At 39.5% G+C, this 21,043-nt stretch carries 22 protein-coding genes, 2 pseudogenes and 1 other annotated feature; of the genes and pseudogenes, 6 read left to right on the top strand and 18 right to left on the bottom strand.

Features of this window, described 5'->3' with window-relative positions; genetic code table 11:
- Nucleotides 1–698: 698 nt before the first annotated feature.
- Nucleotides 699–890: pseudogene (locus M3189_RS27160) on the top strand (hypothetical protein); the annotation flags it as partial.
- 182 nt (nt 891–1,072) lie between these two features.
- Here the strand turns inward: M3189_RS27160 and safA are convergent.
- The 4 genes and pseudogenes from safA to nadB all read right to left on the bottom strand — a co-directional run.
- Nucleotides 1,073–1,228, bottom strand: a pseudogene (gene safA / locus M3189_RS27155) (SafA/ExsA family spore coat assembly protein); the annotation flags it as partial.
- Nucleotides 1,229–1,367: 139 nt separating this feature from the next.
- Nucleotides 1,368–2,465 carry a quinolinate synthase NadA gene (nadA, locus tag M3189_RS13420; RefSeq protein WP_251634578.1) on the bottom strand — a complete coding sequence of 366 codons (1,098 nt, stop codon included), beginning with the start codon at nt 2,463–2,465 and terminating at the stop codon, nt 1,368–1,370.
- Between the two features lies 1 nt (nt 2,466).
- Nucleotides 2,467–3,315, bottom strand: a complete 849-nt coding sequence (gene nadC / locus M3189_RS13415; RefSeq protein WP_251634577.1) for a carboxylating nicotinate-nucleotide diphosphorylase — start codon at nt 3,313–3,315, stop codon at nt 2,467–2,469.
- A complete protein-coding gene (gene nadB / locus M3189_RS13410; RefSeq protein ID WP_251634576.1) occupies nt 3,284–4,858 on the bottom strand; it encodes an L-aspartate oxidase in 1,575 nt (524 codons plus the stop codon). The genes nadC and nadB overlap by 32 nt, the downstream gene beginning before the upstream one ends.
- Nucleotides 4,859–4,980: 122 nt before the next feature.
- On the opposite strand from nadB, the gene M3189_RS13405 reads away from it, so the two are divergent.
- Both M3189_RS13405 and M3189_RS13400 read left to right on the top strand, forming a co-directional pair.
- Nucleotides 4,981–6,111, top strand: coding sequence for an IscS subfamily cysteine desulfurase (locus M3189_RS13405; RefSeq protein WP_251634575.1), 1,131 nt, complete (start codon nt 4,981–4,983; stop codon nt 6,109–6,111).
- A 44-nt stretch (nt 6,112–6,155) separates the two neighbouring features.
- Nucleotides 6,156–6,695, top strand: a complete 540-nt coding sequence (locus tag M3189_RS13400) for a transcription repressor NadR (RefSeq protein ID WP_251634574.1) — start codon at nt 6,156–6,158, stop codon at nt 6,693–6,695.
- Between the two features lie 31 nt (nt 6,696–6,726).
- Here M3189_RS13400 and pheA read toward each other — a convergent pair whose 3' ends face one another.
- From pheA to M3189_RS13350, 10 genes are all read right to left on the bottom strand, one after another.
- Nucleotides 6,727–7,581, bottom strand: coding sequence for a prephenate dehydratase (gene pheA, locus M3189_RS13395; RefSeq protein ID WP_251634573.1), 855 nt, complete (start codon nt 7,579–7,581; stop codon nt 6,727–6,729).
- 51 nt (nt 7,582–7,632) lie between these two features.
- Nucleotides 7,633–8,088, bottom strand: a complete 456-nt coding sequence (locus M3189_RS13390; RefSeq protein ID WP_095248781.1) for an ACT domain-containing protein — start codon at nt 8,086–8,088, stop codon at nt 7,633–7,635.
- Nucleotides 8,089–8,183: 95 nt separating this feature from the next.
- Complete coding sequence (gene obgE, locus M3189_RS13385; protein ID WP_251634572.1) at nt 8,184–9,473, bottom strand: GTPase ObgE; 1,290 nt, start codon at nt 9,471–9,473, stop codon at nt 8,184–8,186.
- Nucleotides 9,474–9,516: 43 nt separating this feature from the next.
- Entirely contained in the window at nt 9,517–10,047 is a 531-nt protein-coding gene (locus M3189_RS13380; RefSeq protein ID WP_251634571.1) for a sporulation initiation phosphotransferase B, read from the bottom strand.
- Between the two features lie 212 nt (nt 10,048–10,259).
- Nucleotides 10,260–10,553 (bottom strand): 50S ribosomal protein L27, encoded by a 294-nt coding sequence (gene rpmA / locus M3189_RS13375; RefSeq protein ID WP_095248784.1) that lies wholly within the window; start codon nt 10,551–10,553, stop codon nt 10,260–10,262.
- On the bottom strand, nt 10,554–10,895 hold the full coding sequence (locus M3189_RS13370; RefSeq protein ID WP_251634570.1) for a ribosomal-processing cysteine protease Prp: 342 nt from the start codon (nt 10,893–10,895) through the stop codon (nt 10,554–10,556). It lies immediately after the preceding gene.
- A 15-nt stretch (nt 10,896–10,910) separates the two neighbouring features.
- A complete protein-coding gene (rplU, locus tag M3189_RS13365) occupies nt 10,911–11,219 on the bottom strand; it encodes a 50S ribosomal protein L21 (protein ID WP_045523405.1) in 309 nt (102 codons plus the stop codon).
- A gap of 12 nt (nt 11,220–11,231) precedes the next feature.
- Nucleotides 11,232–11,313, bottom strand: a sequence feature (ribosomal protein L21 leader region).
- Nucleotides 11,314–11,361: 48 nt separating this feature from the next.
- Complete coding sequence (locus M3189_RS13360) at nt 11,362–12,822, bottom strand: Rne/Rng family ribonuclease (RefSeq protein WP_251634569.1); 1,461 nt, start codon at nt 12,820–12,822, stop codon at nt 11,362–11,364.
- A 43-nt stretch (nt 12,823–12,865) separates the two neighbouring features.
- Nucleotides 12,866–13,732, bottom strand: a complete 867-nt coding sequence (locus M3189_RS13355; RefSeq protein ID WP_251634568.1) for a M50 family metallopeptidase — start codon at nt 13,730–13,732, stop codon at nt 12,866–12,868.
- Complete coding sequence (locus tag M3189_RS13350) at nt 13,725–14,510, bottom strand: M23 family metallopeptidase (protein ID WP_251634567.1); 786 nt, start codon at nt 14,508–14,510, stop codon at nt 13,725–13,727. Before M3189_RS13350 ends, M3189_RS13355 begins: the two co-directional genes overlap by 8 nt.
- A gap of 241 nt (nt 14,511–14,751) precedes the next feature.
- Between M3189_RS13350 and M3189_RS13345 the strand changes: the two genes are divergently transcribed.
- From M3189_RS13345 to M3189_RS13335, 3 genes are all read left to right on the top strand, one after another.
- Nucleotides 14,752–16,512 (top strand): spermidine synthase, encoded by a 1,761-nt coding sequence (locus M3189_RS13345; protein ID WP_251634566.1) that lies wholly within the window; start codon nt 14,752–14,754, stop codon nt 16,510–16,512.
- Between the two features lie 166 nt (nt 16,513–16,678).
- Complete coding sequence (gene speD / locus M3189_RS13340) at nt 16,679–17,059, top strand: adenosylmethionine decarboxylase (RefSeq protein WP_251634565.1); 381 nt, start codon at nt 16,679–16,681, stop codon at nt 17,057–17,059.
- Nucleotides 17,060–17,088: 29 nt separating this feature from the next.
- A complete protein-coding gene (locus tag M3189_RS13335; protein ID WP_251634564.1) occupies nt 17,089–17,535 on the top strand; it encodes a hypothetical protein in 447 nt (148 codons plus the stop codon).
- Between the two features lie 359 nt (nt 17,536–17,894).
- Here the strand turns inward: M3189_RS13335 and minD are convergent, their stop codons facing one another.
- The 4 genes from minD to mreC form a co-directional block, all read right to left on the bottom strand.
- Nucleotides 17,895–18,698: a septum site-determining protein MinD gene (minD, locus tag M3189_RS13330; RefSeq protein ID WP_251634563.1), complete on the bottom strand. Its 804-nt coding sequence runs from the start codon at nt 18,696–18,698 to the stop codon at nt 17,895–17,897.
- A 1-nt stretch (nt 18,699) separates the two neighbouring features.
- On the bottom strand, nt 18,700–19,380 hold the full coding sequence (minC, locus tag M3189_RS13325) for a septum site-determining protein MinC (protein WP_251634562.1): 681 nt from the start codon (nt 19,378–19,380) through the stop codon (nt 18,700–18,702).
- Between the two features lie 122 nt (nt 19,381–19,502).
- Nucleotides 19,503–20,021 carry a rod shape-determining protein MreD gene (mreD, locus tag M3189_RS13320; protein WP_251634561.1) on the bottom strand — a complete coding sequence of 173 codons (519 nt, stop codon included), beginning with the start codon at nt 20,019–20,021 and terminating at the stop codon, nt 19,503–19,505.
- Entirely contained in the window at nt 20,018–20,905 is an 888-nt protein-coding gene (gene mreC / locus M3189_RS13315) for a rod shape-determining protein MreC (RefSeq protein WP_251634560.1), read from the bottom strand. The genes mreD and mreC overlap by 4 nt, the downstream gene beginning before the upstream one ends.
- Nucleotides 20,906–21,043: the final 138 nt, after the last annotated feature.

Below are 21,043 nucleotides of genomic sequence, written 5' to 3'. Positions count from 1 at the left end.
CTGGCATCTGGCCGCCCATCGGCATTTGGCCCATTCCTGGCATCTGGCCGCCCATCGGCATTTGGCCCATTCCCGGCATTTGGCCGCCCATCGGCATTTGGCCCATTCCTGGCATCTGACCTCCCATCGGCATTTGACCCATTCCTGGCATCTGACCTCCCATCGGCATTTGACCCATTCCTGGCATCTGACCTCCCATAGGGTTTGTTGTCGGTAATTGCGGCATAAAGGATGAAGACTCATCATCATACCCATATGGCATAAATTCTGCACCAGCTACACCTGGCATTGGTCCAGGTTGATTATGCAGCATATTTGGCATATGGTGCATTGCAGCTCCTTGAACCTGAGGGTATGGCATAAATCCTACAGGCGGACAAGGTGGCGGCGGGCACCATTTCGGTGGCGGCGGACAATATCCAGAACCTGGCAAGATTGGTGTCATCGGTGTACAAAAATCTTGCGGCATTTGCTGTTGGACAGGAAGCTCGTTTGACATCGGTGCTTCTTGTACAGGCATAACCGGCATTTCTTTCGCAGGTTCTTTCATTTCAGGAAGTATGTTTGCTGGTTTTGGAGGTAGAACAGGCTGTTTAACCTCCATATTGGTCATATTGTTCAAATAATAGTTGTTAATATCAATTTCTGGGATGATTTGCAGGGGCATTTTTGGAGTATAAGGTGTTTTTGGTGTTTCGATAATTGGCGTTTTAACTGGTGTTTTAACTGGCGCTTCCTTAATAGGCATTTCCTTAATTGGAGCTTCTTTAATTGGAATTTCTTTAACAGGTTTTACTTTAGCAGGCACTGGTACTGGCACTGGTACTGGTACTACTTTCATTGGAGCTTCTTTTTTCGGAGCCTCTTTTATTGGTGCTTCCTTAATAGGTGCTTCCTTTATTGGAACCTCCTTCTTTGGAGCGGTTTTAATCGGCATTTCTTTTGGTTTCTCTTTGGTAATCGGTTGCTCAGCAATCGGCATTTCTTTCTTTGAGCCTAAGTTGATTGTGGCCCCCGGCTTTGTTCCCATAGGCGCTTCTTTTTTTATATTTCCACCTGTTGTTGGGACTTTTATTTTCATACCGGGCATAATCATATCAGGGTTGCTGAGCTGTGAATTCATCTTTTTCAGCTCTTCAAAATTCACGCCGTACTTCTTGGCGATTTTCCAAAGAGTATCCCCTTTCTGTACGATATGGATCTTCACTCTGATTTCCCTCCTATGCATAAGTCCATATATTCTATGTGATGATAGGCAAAGTGCTAACATTCTTCAGAAAAACTTATGCTTTTTTTCCCAAGAATATGAATCAACCTCTATAAAATAAAAGTAGATGCAATTTATGAAAATTGCATCTACCTAATCATTATGCGTTTTGTAACATCCGTTCAAGCGCTAATTTCGCATTTTCTGCAATTTCAGGGCTTACCTTAATAATATTTTTTGTTTCTTCTAAGGTATCCAAACTCCAAACTAAATGCGGCAAATCAATTCTGTTCATCGTTAAACAAGGACACATCTGCGGATTCAAAGACATAATCTTTTTATCTGGATGATTTTTTATTAAACGATTAACTAGATTCATCTCTGTTCCAATCGCCCACTCAGAACCTGGCTCTGCTTTTTCAATTGCATTAATAATATAACTTGTGGACCCAGCCATATCCGATAATACTACAACCTCACGGCGGCACTCTGGATGAACAATAATCTTCATGTTCGGATAATTGCTTCGTGTATCATGGACATTCTGAACCGTAAAGTTCTCATGGACAGAGCAGTGACCCTTCCAAAGGATAACTTTTATTTTTAAAGGATCGCCTTCGTATTCAAGTGAGTGAGTAATCGGATTCCATACAGCCATTTCATCTAAACCAATACCTAAATCAGCAGCGGTATTTCTGCCTAAATGCTGATCTGGTAAAAATAAAATCCGTTCTTTTTGGGTGAATGCCCACTTTACCATGGTCTCTGCATTAGAAGAGGTTACACTCGCACCGCCATGAGCACCAACAAATGATTTAATCGCCGCTGTTGAATTAACATATGTTAATGGAAGAATACTATCTCCAAAGATTCCTTGCAGGATTTCCCATGCCTTTTCAGTCTGATCAAGGTCTGCCATGTCCGCCATGGAGCAGCCTGCCCGCATGTCAGGAAGAATCACCTTTTGATTCTCATCTGTTAGAATATCTGCTGTTTCCGCCATAAAGTGTACACCGCAGAAAACAATAAATTCTGCGTCTTTATTTTCAGCTGATAATTGAGCAAGTTTTAAAGAATCACCTGTTGCATCAGCAAACTGGACTACTTCATCCTTTTGATAATGATGTCCTGGAATAAAAAGTTTTGAGCCTAACTTATTTTTCACTTCAATGACTCTAGCCTCTAACTCTTCCCTTGACATTTGTTTGTATTTCTCAGGAATCATCTTATTTTTTTGCATTGTCGCTAAAAAACTCATCTTATTTCTCCCCTTTACTCCATAGGACTTTGACGCTTATATCCAGTGCTTTATATGAATGTGTTAAAAATCCGAGTGAAACATAATCAACACCGGTATCACGATAACCAGCTAAATTAGACAATTGAATACCGCCTGATGCTTCTGTAATTAATCCATCCGGAACGAACTTAATTAGTTCTTTAATTTCATCTGGAGTACGATTATCAAACATAATCACATCGGCACCAGCACTAACAGCTTCTTTAACCTGAGCTTCGGTTTCAACTTCAACTTCCACCTTCACCATATGACCGGCCTTAGCTCGAACACTTCCCACTGCATGTGAAATGGATCCAGCAAAAGAAATATGATTATCTTTTATCATAATTCCATCATATAAGCCAAAACGGTGGTTATAGCCTCCACCAGTGGTAACAGCATACTTTTCAAGCATTCTTAAGCCGGGTGTTGTTTTGCGGGTATCACAAATTTTTGTATGACCACTGTCAAGAGTATCAACGGCTTTTCTAGTAAGAGTCGCAATCCCACTCATTCTTTGAATTAGGTTAAGAACCACTCTTTCCCCTTTTAGCAAATCAGATATTTTACCTGAGGCTGTTGCAAGCTTTTGGCCAAATTCTATGGCTTGACCATCCTTCACAAAAACCTGTGTCTTAATTTCCTGATTCAATAGCTTAAATCCCGTATTAATAATCTCTTCTCCGCAGAATATTCCATTATCCTTTGAAAGAAAGACAATTTCACCTGTTGTATCATCTGGAAAAATTAAATCGGAAGTAATATCCTGTTCCCCAATATCCTCAATAAAAAATTGCTCAAGTAGCAAGCGCAGTTTCAATGTGTTCATGGTTTCTCTCCATTTCCTTGCTAATTTTATGAATAATGGTTTTATTTAACCAATGTAGGTGATCTTCTGCTGGGAAATCACTTCGATAATGACCGCCACGGCTCTCTGTTCGCTTCAAAGCAGATTCAGTAATTAAATTCGCCGTAATCAGCATAAAAATCTGAGTCATCTCTTCAAAAGAATAGGCGTCAAAATTATCGATTTGGTGGACTTTAAAATGGTCTAACCAAGCTTTTTGTTTTCGAAGATTAACAGCATCTCGGACAATTCCGACCCGCTCCATCATGTAATCCTTGATTTGCTGAGTATCTGGTAAGATTACTTTTTCCTTTTGAATATACGGTCCAATCTGCATCTTCCCATGGATTTGTTTATATGCTGACTCATTTAACCATTTGGATAGCTTTTTCCCCATATATAAACCTTCTAATAGAGAATTACTTGCCAGACGGTTAGCACCGTGCAACCCTGTGCAGGCGGCTTCACCAATTGCATAAAGTCCCTTTATTGAAGTTCTTCCTGCTAGGTCTGTTTTGACACCACCCATTAAGAAATGACTGCCGGGTGCCACTGGGATTCTTCCCTCTGATAGTTGAAGTCCATTTTCCTCGCAAATAGAGGTAATCGAAGGGAAACGATCCTTAAAGTTTTCTATATTACTAATATCTAAATATACATTGTAGCCATTTTTACGATAGTCATAGATTTTCTGCGAAACAACATGCCTTGGTGCAAGATCCTTGAGCGGATGTACACCTTCCATGATTGGCGTGCCGTCATCGGTAACAAGGATGGCTCCTTCGCCGCGAACCGCTTCCGAAATCAACCCTTTTGTTTCACCATTTAGGTAGAGGAGTGTTGGATGGAATTGAATAAACTCCATATCCACAATTTCAGCTCCAGCTCGATAAGCCATTGCGATTCCGTCACCGTTGACCGTTGGGGCATTTGAAGTATAGGTGAACAATTGTCCACATCCACCAGTTGCTAGAATGGTATTCGTGCTGTAGTGGTACTTTATCGTGCCATCCTGTTCCTTCGCTTTTACACCAATGCAGGTTTTCTTAGAATCCAGCAATAATTCATAAGCAAAAACATTTTCATCAATGGTGACATTTTCCTTCAGCTTGGTAATAAGAAACTCAACCACGTTTTTACCTGTTGCGTCACCGCCACCATGAACAATCCGCTTTTCGCTATGTGCCCCTTCCATCCCTAATAGCAATTCACCGTTGTGATTTTTATCAAAAACAGATCCTTGTTCAGAAATGAACGTAATAAGCCCAGGTGCAGCGTTAATGATTTGCTCGACAGCTTCTTGATTATTGTGATATCTTCCCGCTTCAAGCGTATCAGCAATATGTTTACTAGGGTGATCATGCTTGCCAATAGCTGCAGCAATACCACCTTGGGCCAAATAAGAATTGGCTGTTCTTACTTTTCCCTTTGTGAGTATCCTCACATTTAAATCCTTATTTAAAAGCGAGGCTAACTGCAATGCAGCAATCCCACTTCCTAAAATTAAAACATCACTATTTGTCATCATATTGCCTCCTGGATTAACAGGTGTCTTGACATCTATATTTACATAGATTTAAACTAAATACAAGAAAATTTTTAAAAGCCAGTTATCAATATTCAAAAATACTAATATTGGAGATTACTATGATATATTTTGATTTTGCTGCTACCACTCCGTTAGATTCTGAAGCTGCAGAGGTGTTTGTACAGGCTTCTACTGAGTATTTTGGGAATTCAAGCTCCCTCCATGATATCGGTGGACAGTCACAGGACTTGCTCGAGAATTGCCGTCAAGAGCTGGCAAATCTTTTAGGTATTAACCAAAAGGGGCTGTACTTTACAAGTGGTGGTTCAGAGGGAAATTTTCTTGCCATTGAGGCGTTATTATCGGCGCCAAAAAAACCTGGAAAGCATATTATTGCCGGATTGGCTGAGCACTCTTCTATCCATGGAGTTCTCAACCGACTAGAAGGGTACAGTATTACCTTTTTACCTTTTAAAGCTTCCGGGCTCATTGATGTAGAAGAATTGAAGCGTACCATTACTTCGGAAACCGTATTAGTGGCCATACAGCATGTTAATTCGGAAATTGGAACTATTCAGCCAATTGAAGATATCGCACGAATTTGCCGGGAGAATAACATTCATTTTCACAGCGATTTTGTTCAATCTTTTGGAAAAATTGATGTGCGAAGTCTTACCCAACTTGTTAGCAGTTTTTCGTTCTCTGGTCATAAAATTTATGGTCCAAAAGGGGTTGGCGGAGTTTATATAGACCCGACCATTTCGTGGAGACCATTTTTTCCAGGGAGCTCTCATGAAAAAGGATTTAGACCAGGAACTGTAAATGTGCCTGCGATTGCAGCAATGACTGCGGCTGCTCAAAAGATACATGGCAATTCGGAACAAAACTACGTTAAATATTTAGAGCTTCGCACAGCTTTTATGGAGTCGCTTAAGCCTATTAATGAATTTGTCCATATACATCAGGCTGATTCGGCGTCACAATTACCTTCAATCATTGGTTTACGGATTTCTGGGATTGAAGGACAATGGATGATGTTAGAATGTAATCGGTATGGGTTTGCGATTTCAACCGGAAGTGCCTGTCAAATCGGCTTACAGTCTCCTGCAAAAGTGACACAAGCATTAGGATTAAGCCCACAAGAGGCAAAAGAATTTATCCGGATTTCGTTTGGAACTTCGACCAATAGAGAAGATGTCGTAAAGCTTGGAGAGACTATTGTAGATATTGTAAAAAAATTTAAACGATAGAAACTATGCTAGAATATAGAAATAGAAACACCTAGGAGGTATATATGGCAGAGCAAAAAAAAATATTAGGGGATGAAAGGAGAGCTTTCATTTTAGAGCTGCTTAAGGACAGTCCTGTGCCGCTTAAAGGAAGTGAGTTAGCAACCCGGACAAATGTAAGCAGACAGGTCATTGTCGGGGATATTACGCTCCTGAAAGCAAAAGATGAGCCAATCATTGCAACAAGCCAAGGCTATTTGTATTTTAAGCAAAACACTGGCGTTCCATTATTTGAAAGGACCATCGCCTGCAGGCACATACCAGACGACACCGAAAAAGAGCTAAATTTACTCGTTGATCATGGTGTATTGGTAAAGGATGTAAAAGTTGAACATGCGGTATACGGAGATTTAACGGCGTCGATTATGGTATCCAATCGCCAAGAAGTCAAACAATTTATGGATAATATCCAAACGACGAAGGCCTCGTTATTATCAGAGTTAACAGGCGGCATTCATCTCCATACAATCGCAGCGTCTACCGTGCAAACCTTGGACAAAGCTGAAGCTGCATTAAAGGAAGCTGGCTTTTTAATTGAATATTAAACTAAAAGTACCGAGCATATGCCCGGTACTTTTAGTTTAATTCAACCATTTTAGATGGGTAACTTCCCAATAATGTAACTCCACAGCCTAGTGCTTCGAGCTCGGCCATTGCGCCTGGTATCAGTACCTCATCAAGCTTCATTTCCAAATCAATAATGAAAAAATAATTACCAATTCCAGTTTTCATCGGTCTTGATTCAATCTTAGACAGGTTTATTTTTCGCCAAGCAAAAGCAGATAGGACCATATGCAGCGTTCCGGCTTTATCGGTTGGAAGTGTGACCATCAGGGTTGTTTTATAATGGGACGAACCGCTAAGTTCCTCAAAATCCAGCCCCTTTTCTGATAGCACGAAAAAACGGGTATGGTTATGATCAAAGTCATGAATATTACGTTGAACAATCGATAACCCATATTCTTCTGCAGCCAATTCATTGGCAATGGCGGCAACATTCAATTCAGGGTGGTCCATCACCATTTTCGCTGCAGCAGCCGTGGAACTGATACTCTCATAAGGAATCCCGTGAAACTGAGTATGTAAGAATTTATGGCATTGGGCAATCGCATGAGAGTGACTGTACACCTTCTGAACATTCTGCCAATTTTCTCGATTAGTAGGGTGTACCATCAGATGCTGCTTGATTGGAATGGTAATTTCTCCAACAATCGGCAATTGAACCACATGGGTTAAGTAATCTATCGTTATATTAACTGTGCCTTCAAGGGTATTTTCAATTGGAACAACCGCTAAATCTACTTTTTTACTGACAACTGCATCCATGGATTCAGGAATCGTTCGGTACGGTTCAAGTTCAAATCCACGAAAAACCTTTTTCACCGCTAATTCAGTGAATGTTGCCTTTGGTCCTAAAAAACCAATTTTCATGATTTCACACACTCCCTAACAAAAATCTCTCTCTGCTGTAAAAATGATCAATTATGCGCCTGTTCCAAGCACTTCTACTTTTTCGACGAATTCCAGCTTGCGTAATTCCGAGAGCAGCTCATCGATATCCGTAGAAATATCGGTGGTATTTAGCGAAAGTGTAACGTTTGCTCTACCTTGCAGCGGTATAGTTTGATGTATCGTCAACACATTGCAGCCAGAAGATGCAACTACACCCAGCAGCTTAGACAATGTTCCTGAACGATCTTCGAGATGGAAAAAGAGTGTTACTAATCGTTCCTTTACCACTGTAGAAAAAGGAAATACAGTATCCCTGTATTTATAATAGGCACTTCTGCTTAAGTCTACTTGTTGTACAGCATCCCAAATAGATTCTGCCTTCCCTCTCTCAAGCATTTCTTTTACATCCAGTGTTTTCTTCATGGCTTCAGGCAAGACATCTTCTCTTATTAAATAAAATTTCTTATCAAATTTTTCATTTTTCATCTCTATACCCCACCTGATTAGAAAAAGCTAAAGCGCCCGAACTACGACTGATTTGGGGCGCCTTAGCTAGAATTTCTCAAAGTCCCCTCAATTACCTAATCAACAAATTCAAATTCAAATTCTAATAATTTAACGGTATCCCCATCTTTTGCACCTTTTTGCCTTAAAGCATCATCTATACCTAAACCACGGAGCTGTCTTGAAAAACGACGAATAGATTCTTCTGTTTGGAAGTTGGTCATCTTAAATAGTTTTTCAACCTTTTCCCCTGAGATGACAAATGATCCATCTGGTTCTCGAGTTATATAGAAGGCCTCAGGATCTGCCTCATGCTTGTAAAGAACGCGATTAACACCTGTATCCTCTTCTTCATGATCAAGAGGAAATTCTGGAGTCTGCTCGATTTTGTCTGCAATCGCAAATAATAACTCTCTCAAGCCTTTTCTTGAAAGTGCAGAAATCGGAAATATCGGAAAATCCTCTTCAAGCTGCTCTTTAAATTTTTGCAGATTCTCTTCCGCATCCGGCATGTCCATTTTATTCGCAACAATAATTTGCGGACGCTCAGTTAAGCGGAGGTTGTACTCTTCTAGCTCTTTATTAATAGTCAGATAATCCTCATAAGGATCGCGGCCTTCGATTGCTGCCATATCGATGACATGAACGATTACTCGTGTACGTTCAATATGACGTAAGAATTGATGACCAAGTCCCACACCTTCACTTGCACCTTCAATAAGCCCTGGAAGGTCTGCCATAACAAAACTTCTGTTATCTTCGGTTTCAACCATTCCTAGATTTGGAACAATTGTTGTGAAATGATACTCAGCAATCTTAGGTTTTGCTGAAGAAACGACAGATAATAAAGTTGATTTCCCAACACTAGGGAATCCAACAAGTCCAACGTCAGCGAGCAGCTTTAATTCAAGGATAACATCACGCTCTTGGCCTGGTTCGCCATTCTCAGCAAGCTCTGGTGCTGGATTTGAAGGGGTTGCGAAACGGGAATTTCCTCGTCCACCTCGTCCACCTTTAGCAATGACGGCACGTTGACCATTTTCGACAAGGTCGGCTATAACTTCTTTTGTTTCTGCATCCATAACGACTGTGCCAGGTGGTACCTTAACAATCATATCTTTCGCATTTTTACCGTGCTGATTTTTGGACATCCCATGCTCACCACGAGGGGCTTTCCAATGGCGTTGATAACGGAAATCCATTAATGTACGCAAGCCTTCATTTACTTCAAATACAACATTGGCACCTTTACCACCGTCTCCGCCAGCAGGCCCGCCCATTGGTACATATTTTTCACGGCGAAACGCAACCATTCCATTACCGCCGTCTCCACCTTTTACGTATATCTTCGTTTGATCGACAAACATGTGAATCCTCCTGATTTGACTGATAAACGAATGGAATACAAGCTTACACCATTGACATAAAGACTTCTAAACCTAGTTCGTTTTCTGAGAATTCCTTTACTACATACTGTATTTCCGATGAGTTCAGGAATTGCTCAATCAGTTCTTTTTTTATTATTATTCCGCTAAAATCAAAAAAGAAACGAACTCCATCTGATTGCGGTTGAATTGTTATTGATAAATGATTTTCTTGAAAGGCCTCAATTGCCTGATCTAAGCAAATAAAGAAGGATTCTGTCCAATTCGACAGAATGTTATCATTTATTTTCACGGCTTGAAAGTCAGTAAGTACCTCATATTCAAGCTGAAACAAATGATTTTCCCAATTTGATTTTAGGAGCAAGGAAGCAAACCCTGGCAAGTGTAAATTTGAGAGGTTTGATTCATGCTGTGCTTCAATCACAATTTCATTTATATATTCTTTTGCCCGGTCAATTCTATTTAAATCCAAGTTGCCTTTGATTAACTGCAGCCTATTCAGCCAATCATGCCGTGAGTGCCGCAGCACTTCAATGATATCCCATTCTTTGTCCATAATCGCACTCCTAGCTAGGGTCTCGAAATACTATTTGATGTTAGTATATCAAAAAAGTTCACATGAGTAAGCAATTTTGCGTGAATGTTTTCCATTTGAGGTAATATGAGGCTTTTCATAGAAGGTCAAATTGGAGTTTATAATTGGATATTTTTTCCTAGATAATTAAAAAGAAAACCCTAACCAATCAGGTTAGAGTTTTCTCTGAATGCTTATGCTTCTTGAGCTACTGGATAAACGCTCACTTTTTTACGGTCACGACCAAAACGTTCGAATTTCACAACGCCGTCGATTTTTGCAAAAAGAGTGTCGTCTCCTCCACGGCCTACGTTTTCACCTGGGTAAATCTTTGTACCGCGTTGACGGTAAAGGATTGAACCACCAGATACGAATTGACCATCTGCACGCTTAGCGCCAAGACGTTTTGCTTGAGAGTCACGTCCGTTTCTAGTAGAACCTACTCCCTTTTTAGATGCAAACAACTGAAGATCTAATTTTAATAACATTTATTCCACCTCCCACTTTTTGAAGGTAATTTTTATGTGCTTACCGTATTCTTCTTCAATCGTTTGTAATGAAATAACCATACCTTCAAGAAGAAGTTGAACCTTCTCAAATATATCATTCTGAATATTTTCTGGAATGATACAGCGGAGAAAGCCATCTCCCTGCTCAATCTCTGGAGTGACACCCGTTAAGGCGTGCACCGCATTGATAGCGCCGACGGATACTGCAGATGCGCCTGCACAGACGATATCCTTGCCCCTGTCAGCAAAAAAAGCATGACCACTTATTTCAAAGGATTGAATCGATTCGGATTCAGTACGATTAATCGTAATTTTAATCATCTAGTGCCCAACAACTTAAGCGTTGATCGCTTCGATTACTACTTTAGTGTATGGCTGACGATGACCTTGCTTTTTACGGTTGTTTTTCTTCGCTTTGTATTTGAAAACGATAATTTTCTTAGCGCGACCTTGTTTTTCAACTTTAGCTGTAACAGTAGCACCAGCCACTAATGGACTTCCTACTTTTACATTTTCACCGCCAACGAATAATACCTTATCAAATGTAACTGTTTCACCAGCTTCAGCGTTTAGCTTTTCAATATAGATAGCTTGACCAGCTTCTACCTTGATTTGCTTACCACCTGTTTCGATAATTGCGTACATAACTGCACCTCCTTATAAACTCAGACTCGCCATATACAGGCGCAAATGCAAAAGCATCCAGCTTAATACCTGTCCTGTGCGGTTGTAGCACGGGTGCTACAAACATAACATCGATAATTTTATCACGGTATAGGCTTTAGTGTCAATAAGGTTCTCCAGCTTTTTGTGCTAACTCGCCATGCTTTCCAAATTGTTTTACTACATAATAATGATGAGCAGTTGGCTGAATCGAAAAATACACCTTAAATTTCAGCCATTCTTCCAGCATATCAAGATGTGGTGCGATTGCCTCTTTTACAGCTAGAGTTGTTTCAACTAATACCGCTTCCGATTCAGAATTTCGGTGTTCAAGTAATTCCCGCTCTAAGCGGAATGCTATCGTCTCTGCACTTAAAATTCTTCCTGTCCCATCGCAAACTGGACATTTTTCCTGAAGGGCTTCTGCAAGTGAGACCTTCGTTTTTTTCCGGGTTACCTGCAGGATTCCAAGTGTTGTAAAACCAATTATCTTAGTCCTAGTACTGTCCTTCTGAAATTCTTTCTCTATCGTTTCTTGGATGTACCGTTTATCTTTTTCGTTTTGCATATTAATAAAGTCTATCAGGACAATCCCGCCGATATCGCGAAGTTTCAGCTGGCGGGCAATTTCAATTGCTGCAAGAGTATTGGTTTTAACTACTGTATCCTGATAATCATTTTTGCCGGAGAATTTTCCCGTATTGACATCAATAATCGTTAAGGCTTCCGTCTCGTCAAAAATTAAATATGCTCCATTATCGAGCCAGGCAATTCGCTTAAGCGCCTTGTCAATTTCATGCTCGATTCGATGGTGTGCGAATATATTTTCTTTTCCATTATAATAAGTAATTATTAGATTAGGCTGTCTTGATTGTATTAATTTTTTTAAGGATAGATCATCAATAATTACTTCACCAGCTGACAACCCAGTAATCGAATCAAGAACTAATTGTGTAAAGGTATCTTTTTGAAATAGTACCCCAGGCTTTTTAAGAGATGCAGCTTTTTCCAGTAGTTCTGAATAATGTCCTCGTAAGCTGTTTAGTTCTTTCTCCATTTCCTCTTGGGTTACTGAGGTACTTGATGTTCGAAAAATTAGACCTTCGTCTTCACTTTTAAGTTTCATGCCAATACTACGGAGATTTTCCTTTTCATCAACAATTTTTTTTGAGACTGCCACATAGCGTCCTTGAGGCATATAAATAAGATTGTCCCCATTTAACTCAATAATCCCTGTTACCCTTGCCCCTTTTGGACCAGTTGCGTCCTTATCAACTTGGACTATTAACTTTTGACCTTGATGAACATAGGTAGTTACACTTTTCTTTTCCTTATCATTGCTCCGCTCTGGCGATAATACATATGAAGCTAGCACATCTCTATGTAAATAAGCATTTTTCTCCTCACCAATATCGATAAAGGCAGCATTCATTCCTGGAAGGACCTTTGTTACGGTCCCATAATAAATATTACCGACCAGAGATCTCTGCTCTGGCCGGTCAATAATAATTTTTTCAACTATATTATCCCTGACATAAGCAAATCTCTTTTCTCTTGATTGTGCATTAATAATTAACTTTTCCAATCGAACTTCCTCGCTTTTTTCTGATTGTTACTATTATACCTAATTAGTAAGAAAAAAGAAGGTCGCTGATTTTATCCGTTAATCGCTTTTCTGAAAAATAAGCATGTAGTAGTTCGTTTTCATCTAGCATTCCTTTTTCTTTGCCATCACTCTCGATAATAATTGGGTGCTTGCAACCCCGCTGAAATTTTTCCAGAACGTCTATTAGCAAGTCTTGCTCATTTGCCTGAATTGGTTTCAGAGCTTGGAGATCACTTTTTTTGCCATAATAACGTTCGAGTAAAAACCTCATAAAAATATATCGGCGCTGTTTCCACTCATGGTAGAGTGAGAACAGTAAAAAGCCTACGATAATCCAAACATTTATTTGCTGTGGAGCTGCTAGGAATGTTACTAACGAAAAGATTCCAACGCTGAAAAAAGAAATGATTAGCGTTAACCGGTGGGCTATGGGAAATGATTTTTTTAAGGAGAGTAGCATAAAAATAAGCTTTCCACCATCAAGCGGCCAGACCGGAAACATATTAAAGATAAAAATCATAATGTTGTAGTTTAAAAATAAAAGAAACAAATCCTCAGACATCAAATCAAAGGAAAATAGTGCGTACGCTAATGCTACCATCCAGATATGCTGTATTGGACCTGCGAGGACAACAATAGCCTCTTCCTTTAATGGCCGGTTGCCATGTTCCTCCATTTCAGCCACCCCACCAAAGGGGAGGAGGGTGATTTTTTTAATTCTCCATGAAAAAAAAGAAGCTGCAGCAGCATGCCCCATCTCGTGTACAAAAATGATGGCGATTAACAAGCATAGCTCAAGGAAATGTGCTGTAGCAATCGATATCGCGATGACAATCCATAACAAGGGATGGATATATACATGTTGTAATAAATGTATGACTCTATTCAACGCGTATCACCTGAATCGGGTCGATAAAATCATCGCCTTTTTTTATAGAAAAGTAATATTTTCCCTTTGTTTTATCTTCACCCGTTGATTCTGAGGCTGTACCCACGACGGTTTCGGTTTCAATAAACTCGTATAAACTAACCTTAATATCATCGAGATTACCGTAGGTGGACTGTGTTTGGTCAGCGTGCTGGATAATGACCGTTTTACCCGTATCTTCCTTCACACCCGCAAACATGACATTTCCCTCTTTCATCGCTTCAACGGTTGCTCCCTTAGTTGTTTCAATCATGATTCCCTGTCCATTTTTCTCAAAGTTTTCGAGGACTTTTCCTGAAAACACAGGTATATCCTGTTCTTTTTCAACAACGTTTTTCTCTTCTCCCTTTCCTTCCTCCGTAAAAGGCAGAAGTGCTAATGGCTTACCAAATTGATCTTCATACCATTTAGATACAGTGGCAAATTTAAAATCCTGCTCCATTGTTTTCGTTACAAACTCCTTCGCTGGAGCAAATGTTGCAGAATTTTCTCTGAACATAATTGCAATCACAAGAAATAAAACAGCGGATGCCAGGATCTTGAAAATGAAAACTTCCTTTTTAAATAATGGATGAACGCCTTCATCCTTACCTGGATCAAAGGAGGAATAATTGTTAAAACCATATTTTTCATCGTCCCCCGGCCAGCTTATTTCTCTTTCAGGCCCATTTCCAGATGACCCCTTTTCTTTTTTCCTTTTTGCGATTCGTCGTCGTATTTCTTCAGGAGTAGACCGCATTATTCCCACCAACCTTTAGACAGCTTTTTGTACAAGTCTATGAGGCTGTCCTCAAGAGTATGACTCCGGCAAACTTTTTTTAGGTATTGGACATTTTCAATAGATTAGTCTCCATTTACCCAGCAACTAAAAAATGTACATTTGCCTCTATCTGAAACTTCCATGTTATTTGTGGATAAGCCACACGTTTTTTCGGCTTATCCATATAATGACTGTAACTAATTTATAGAGGTGAATAATTTTGTCAAAAAGTCACATAGATCATTCCTATCGTGGGGATGTATACGATTTGATTGAGTTAAACCAAATATTAACTGGTCCTTATCAAATTCTTTTTGAGGGGCAGAGTCCATTTCAGGACGTGCTCTTGCTAGAAACAAAAAATATACGTTTATACTGGAATGATCAATTAGTTTGGAATAGCTTAGATGAACGGATCTATTACGAAGCTCTGGTTCATCCGACCATGTTCCTATCAGATAAGCATGAACGTGTATTAATTATCGGTGATGAATGCGGAATGGCATTGCGCGAGGTTCTCAAATATCCAGATGTCTGTCATGTTAGTTTAGTACCTCTGTCCGCTGAAACCCTTTTAGCTGCCCAGAAAACAATTGAAATTTCTGAACTTAACGAAGGGTCTCTTTTAGATAAACGAGTGCAAATCATCCAGAGCAGCATACATGACTTCTTTATGACTGAACAAGAATCATTTGATGTGATCATCGTTAATCTTCCACGACCAGACACAAAAGAAATAAGCAAAATGTATACGAAAGAACTGTTTAAAAAATTAACCAAACTCCTGACACATGACGGTATATTGGTTTCACAGTCTGCTTCGCCTGAAGATAATCCGTCTGCCTTCTGGTGTATTGAGAAAACAATCCAAAGCGCTTCACTTCATACACTTAACTATCATGTTAATGTTCCTTGGTTTGGAGATTGTGGATTTCATCTTGCCGGGAAATCTAAACTAATTTGGGATGAAGGGAAAAAACGCGATGTCAAAAACCGTTCACTTCCGAAAAATCTAAAATCATGGTTTACTTTTACGCAGCAGGTAAAGTCAGTCAAAAAACAAGCTGTTGTCAACTCAATACAATCCTTACGCCTAGCAACTTTCCTTCCAAATAAAGTGCAAGACCAGGAACTTCATCATCTCCTCTCCAATTCCCACACAGTCCTATACAAAGGCAGTACTAAGGGAGATTCTGTTTTAGTGCTAGAGACCAAAGATGTGCGACTGTATTTAGACAAGCAGCTTCAGTTTAGTTCTTTAGATGAACAAATCTATCATGAGGCTCTAGTTCACCCTGCCCTTTCCATGGCTCCAAAAAGAAATCGTGTGCTAATTGCAGGCGGCGGGGATGGCTTTGCTATTCGTGAAGTGCTTAAATACCCTGATGTGAAGCATATTGACTTAGTAGACCTTGACCCATTGATGATACACATAGCGCGTAACATACCTAAAGTAGCTTCCTTAAACGGTAGAGCCCTCCATGATAAGCGAGTATCTGTTCATCAAAAGGATATTCAGGTTTTTCAAAAAGAGCAAAAGGAACTCTATGACGTCATCATTGTGGACTTACCCGATCCGGGTGATGAGATATTGAGCAGATTGTATACAGTAGAATTCTTTAGTAAATTATCCAATCTTCTAACGGAAGATGGTATTCTAGTCTGTCAATCACATTCACCAGAGTATGCACCCTTTGTTTACTGGAGCATCGGATTATCACTTAAAGGAACTGGAATGAATATCAGGAGTTACCATACCGAAGTTCCATCATTCGGGGATTGGGGATTTCATCTGGCATCAAAGAAACAGCTGAATTTGCAGAATAGAAAAGTATTCGTCCCGCATCAAACTCTGCCAGACGACCTATCCAGCTTATTTGTCTTTCCATCTAAGTACCGGTCTGTTCGGGAAAACTCACACATGAATACCTTATCTAACCTGAAATTACATGAAATATATCAACAAGAATTACGTAGATAACAGATCAACCGATTATTGATTCCAATAATGGCTCTACTCAGAATGTAAGTATGGCCCATTTTGGATAAGGGAAATATTATTATTTCTATCAAACAAGGACATCCGTACAATATATTTGTCCATAATTGCCATACCATAAAGGAAAAAGGAGGGGAATGATCAGACTTTGACTAAAGAAGGAAAGCATATTATCATTGACGCTTTTGAGTGCCAGTCTCCCCATTTGAACGACATCAAATTTTTAGAAGAAATGTGCAAAAAAGCTGCTCTAGATGCAAAAATGGAGATTTTATACTCTTACTTCCACCCGTTTCAGCCGCAAGGTGTGACAGGAGTACTGGTGTTATCTACTTCTCATCTATCGATTCATACATGGCCGGAAGAAAGGTACGTGTCATTAGATTTTTATACTTGCGGCACGCTAGAACTTACACCCCAAGTAGAATTTCTTATAAAAGAATTATCTTCAAAGCAGGCAATGGTCTACTCCATTTCTCGAGGAGTATCCTATCCTCAATTGATTTATTGTGAAGAATTAGGCAGTTGATATTGCCTATTAAACAAAGGTGAAAATATATGAGAACCAAAAACGTAAAGCCATTTACCTATGGATCATTATATAAACAACACACACCTGATGATAAAATTACTCCTCTTAGGGACGGGAACCTAATAGATTTTACAATAACAGGGCCCTACCAAAATACTAGACCAGATATTGCGGCCAATTCAATTACAGTTCACAAGTCAGGTGTATATCAGATCACAGCAGATGTATCCGTTATTTTGGAAGAAGACCAATCAGTGGTGTTCAACATAATCCGTCTTCCTGATGCTTCCGACCCACTAATTGGCTCTACCTTTGACGCAAACGGGAATATTACCGTCACAGGAATAAATGTTCAAGCTTATTTGTATGCTGGAGATGCAATCGGCATTTTTATTGCTGGTACGTATGCTCCTAGAGGTAAACTGCCACGATATAATAGAGCCGCACTCACTGTTCAATTGCTTGAATATTAATATGTTAGGCACATGTAAAAAGGCCTGTCCACTTTGAAGTGAACTCGCCTTTTTTATTTATTATCTTTCACCAAAGACACTCTTGTTTTTATGACTTAACTGAAAATTTTTACCTGGAATTAGTGTTTTTGGATTATGGACTTTTTTCATAGGGTTTTGGACTATTTTTATATGGTTTTGGACTATTTTTATATGGTTTTGGACTATTTTTATATGGTTTTGGACTATTTTCATGGAGTTATGGACCATTTTTTAATAGTTATGGACTATTTTACTATCCTTTTGGACTTTTAGCCAAATATTACCAAATGAAATCATAAAAAATAGCCTGTCCACAATTTAGTGGACAGGCAAATTGATTATCTAACACCAAAAAACTTTTTAAGTTTACCAAAAACACTCTTGTTTGCTTCTTCAAGCGGTTGCAACGGAATGGACTCACCTAAAATACGTCGAGCAATATTTCGGTACGCGATGGACGCTTTACTATTAGGATTTAAGGCAATCGGTTCGCCGTGGTTAGACGCTTTGATTACTTCCTCGTCATCTGCGACGATTCCGATTAATTCAATGGATAAATGTGTGGTAATTTCATCTACATCTAGCATATCGCCGCTCTTCATCATATGATTTCTGATCCGGTTAATCACCAATTTCGGTGACTCGACTGTCTGTGATTTTTCAAGCAGCCCAATGATTCTATCAGCATCACGAACAGCAGATACTTCAGGTGTTGTGACGACGATTGCACGGTCCGCACCCGCAATTGCGTTCTGAAAACCTTGTTCAATTCCTGCTGGGCAATCAATAATGATATAGTCATAGTCTTGCTTTAGTTCATTAATTAGTTTGTGCATCTGTTCTGGCTTAACAGCTGATTTATCAACGGTTTGCGCTGCTGGCAGCAAATACAATAAATCTTCGAATCTCTTATCCTTTACGAGTGCTTGATGGATTTTACATCTACCTTCTACGACATCCACAAGATCATAAATGATACGATTTTCAAGCCCCATAACAACATCTAAATTTCGAAGGCCAATATCTGTATCTACTAAACATACTTTTTTTCCTTGAAGGGCCAATGCTGTACCTATATTAGCAGAAGTCGTGGTTTTTCCGACGCCGCCCTTACCGGATGTAATTACTATTGCCTCTCCCACATTAATGTCCCCCTTCTAATCGCGTTAAATTAGGCCTTAAATTTATTAAAACTTGCAATCTATCTACGATGATTTGATGGTTGTCGTCGATGTACGCACATTCCATTTCACGTTTTTCATTATTTTGAGGGTTATCAGGCGCACGGTTTAGACAATCACTAATCCTAAGCTGTGACGGCTGCATGCTGGATGCAGTAATAACCGCTTGATCATTACCAAAAACCCCTGCATGGGCTATTCCCTTTAACGATCCCATAATAAAAATATTGCCGCCTGCTATTACCGTTCCGCCTGGATTTACATCGCCTATAAGCAATAAATCTCCTGGAACCTCTAATATTTGTCCAGAGCGGATGATACGCGCAACGGTTACAACTTCGTTTTCCGCTTTCAGCTTATCTACTTCTGCTCGAGTGACAACATTTGATTCAATTTTATCGACCACTAGATTCTTTTTCTGACGGATAAGATCTTTTATTTCTTCAGTTTGAGCGTCAGTCAAATACCTGTTACCCACATCCACTTTAACAGGTGTTAATTGACGCTCAGTTTGAGTTCTTTGATTTTCAGATAGTTTTTCATCGAGTTCCTTTTTCAGCTCATAATAGGAACAGCTATCATCAAGATGAAGGACAATTCCATCCTTCGTACCTTTAATCGTAACATTTTGTCGCTTTTTCATGGAGAAAACTCACCTCAAATAATAAGAAACACATTAGACACCTTTTCTATCCATAGACACACATCTATTATACAATTCGACACGCTTTCTGTATTCTCCTTTTTTAAAAAGAAATACAAAAATCATTCATCTCGTAAGCTTTGCGCAAAACTTTCAAAATGACGCTTTAACGGGTACGCCGCTACCAAGAGAAAGACTGCATTTAGAATGAGGGAAGGATAAAAACGCATCTTAATATAACTTATAAAATCAAGAGTAGTGATATGGATTAAAAAATCCATTTCATAAACTCCTAATTCTAGCAAGGAAATCCCCACTAGAGATATTAACCATGCGACAATAATATTGGTTTGCAACACATGCATAATTTTTGAAATAAGGTACGTAACCAATGGAAAAAGAAAAAAATAAATTCCAATAATCTCAATCCAGACAATATCAAATAGCAGACCAAAAATGGCTGCATAGATGATTCCATATTTTCTGCCAGTATAAATGGTTAGAAACAATATTCCTGCAAATAGAAAATGTGGCGCCAAAATAAAGTTGCGCCCGAAAACCTCTGGGGGCATATATTGGACGAATATGCTCTCTAATAAGAAAAGGAATAGAAACAAAAGAGGAAGTAGGAATTTCTTCACAAATCCTCCTCCTTCCCTTCGCTTTCACCCATATCACTTTGATTAGGCTGAGCCATTGACCGTGTGATCACTATGATATTTTCCAAATCATAAAAATCCGCACCTGGTTCGACTAATGCTGTTTGATTCAAACCATATTGATCTGGCTTAACCTCAATGACTTTCCCAATTTGCAAGCCCTTAGGAAAGACGCCGCCTAAGCCGGAGGTGATGACATTTTGTCCTTTTTTTATTTCCACCCCTGAAGGAATCGCTTTTATTAACAACGCTTTTTTCTCTTTATCATAACCTTCAACCAGTCCAAACACATCCGTCTCACCTTGAACGATTGCAGATATCCGATTCTTCGGATCCATTGCACTTAACAATTGGACGGTTGAACTAAATTGATTGACAGTTTTCACCTTCCCAATCAATCCATGGGCAGTGACAACCGCCATATTTTTCTTAATTCCATTTGTTTTTCCTTTATTGATAATAATCATTTCATGCCAACGATCAGGGTTTCTACCTATTACGGTTGCCTGTAAAGGTTCAAAATCACTCAGGGTCTCTTCTTCACCAAGAATATCACGCAGCTCATTATTGTCCTTTTCAAGCTCATGTACCTGTGCTTCAAGGCTAACAAGCTTCTCCAGCCGTGACTTTAATTCTTTATTCTCTTCATATGTATTTTGCAAGTCCTGAAGATTTTCAAAGAAACCTGCAACTAAATGAGCAGGCTTTGAAACCAGGGATTGAACCAAGCCGACAGTATCCTTTAAGAACTGCTCCGGCCAGGATAGTTTACTTCTCTCCCTTAAAGAAAACCCAATCAATGCCACGAGAACAATAATGCTTACCAGCAAAACGATCAATCGTTTATTCAAAAAGAACTGTGGCATGATTATACACCTCTATTTTTTGACAATGTTGTACGTATTCAATGATTTCCGCTCCAGGCACTTCGCTTTCCGCAGGCGTTGCGGTGAGCCTCCTCGGCGCCTAAGCGCCTGTGGGGTCTCACTTGCTCCGTACTCCTG

It is taken from the genome of Neobacillus niacini (assembly GCF_023715415.1).
Taxonomy (GTDB): Bacteria; Bacillota; Bacilli; order Bacillales; family Cytobacillaceae; genus Neobacillus; species Neobacillus niacini_C.
This window is presented reverse-complemented; position numbering and strand designations above follow the sequence as displayed.

What these genes read in the sequence shown, in the direction of transcription:
- M3189_RS13405 (WP_251634575.1), top strand. Translation starts at nt 4,981, where the DNA reads ATGATATATTTTGATTTTGCTGCTACCACTCCGTTAGATTCTGAAGCT.
- rpmA (WP_095248784.1), bottom strand. Translation starts at nt 10,553, where the DNA reads ATGTTATTAAAATTAGATCTTCAGTTGTTTGCATCTAAAAAGGGAGTA.
- mreC (WP_251634560.1), bottom strand. Translation starts at nt 20,905, where the DNA reads ATGCCACAGTTCTTTTTGAATAAACGATTGATCGTTTTGCTGGTAAGC.
- nadA (WP_251634578.1), bottom strand. Translation starts at nt 2,465, where the DNA reads ATGAGTTTTTTAGCGACAATGCAAAAAAATAAGATGATTCCTGAGAAA.
- rplU (WP_045523405.1), bottom strand. Translation starts at nt 11,219, where the DNA reads ATGTACGCAATTATCGAAACAGGTGGTAAGCAAATCAAGGTAGAAGCT.
- M3189_RS13400 (WP_251634574.1), top strand. Translation starts at nt 6,156, where the DNA reads ATGGCAGAGCAAAAAAAAATATTAGGGGATGAAAGGAGAGCTTTCATT.
- M3189_RS13370 (WP_251634570.1), bottom strand. Translation starts at nt 10,895, where the DNA reads ATGATTAAAATTACGATTAATCGTACTGAATCCGAATCGATTCAATCC.
- M3189_RS13390 (WP_095248781.1), bottom strand. Translation starts at nt 8,088, where the DNA reads ATGAAAAATGAAAAATTTGATAAGAAATTTTATTTAATAAGAGAAGAT.
- minC (WP_251634562.1), bottom strand. Translation starts at nt 19,380, where the DNA reads ATGAAAAAGCGACAAAATGTTACGATTAAAGGTACGAAGGATGGAATT.
- nadB (WP_251634576.1), bottom strand. Translation starts at nt 4,858, where the DNA reads ATGACAAATAGTGATGTTTTAATTTTAGGAAGTGGGATTGCTGCATTG.
- M3189_RS13350 (WP_251634567.1), bottom strand. Translation starts at nt 14,510, where the DNA reads ATGCGGTCTACTCCTGAAGAAATACGACGACGAATCGCAAAAAGGAAA.
- nadC (WP_251634577.1), bottom strand. Translation starts at nt 3,315, where the DNA reads ATGAACACATTGAAACTGCGCTTGCTACTTGAGCAATTTTTTATTGAG.
- obgE (WP_251634572.1), bottom strand. Translation starts at nt 9,473, where the DNA reads ATGTTTGTCGATCAAACGAAGATATACGTAAAAGGTGGAGACGGCGGT.
- pheA (WP_251634573.1), bottom strand. Translation starts at nt 7,581, where the DNA reads ATGAAAATTGGTTTTTTAGGACCAAAGGCAACATTCACTGAATTAGCG.
- M3189_RS13335 (WP_251634564.1), top strand. Translation starts at nt 17,089, where the DNA reads ATGAGAACCAAAAACGTAAAGCCATTTACCTATGGATCATTATATAAA.
- M3189_RS13380 (WP_251634571.1), bottom strand. Translation starts at nt 10,047, where the DNA reads ATGGACAAAGAATGGGATATCATTGAAGTGCTGCGGCACTCACGGCAT.